This window comes from Mesorhizobium sp. LSHC412B00 (assembly GCF_000503035.1).
Classification (GTDB): Bacteria; Pseudomonadota; Alphaproteobacteria; order Rhizobiales; family Rhizobiaceae; genus Mesorhizobium.
Genome location: NZ_AYWB01000045.1, coordinates 1 through 311, shown reverse-complemented (window position 1 = coordinate 311; position 311 = coordinate 1). Strand labels below are relative to the sequence as shown.

General features: G+C 64.0%; 1 pseudogene. It reads left to right on the top strand.

The annotated features are described in order from the left end of the window. Positions 1 to 311 (top strand): annotated as a pseudogene (locus X757_RS1000000168740) (hypothetical protein); the annotation flags it as partial.

Genomic DNA, 311 nt, shown 5'->3' with positions numbered 1-311 from the left:
CATAAAGACGCAGGGCTCGGCGGTGCTCAAGGCCGACTGCCTGATCACGGTCGGCGGCATGGTGCTGAACAATCCGGCGACCACGGTCTGCAAGTCCAACATCACCCAAGCCTTGCCGGCAGCCGATCCTTTCTCCAGCTTGGCGGCGCCGACGGCCGGGAACCCGTGCAAGTCTGTCAACGGCAACAAGACGTCGCAAACACTCCAGCCTGGCACCTACTGTAGCGGCATGAGCCTCAGCGGCAACGTCACCCTGCAGCCCGGCGTCTACGTCGTGCAGGGCGGTATGAAGGTCAACGCCAACGCGGTCG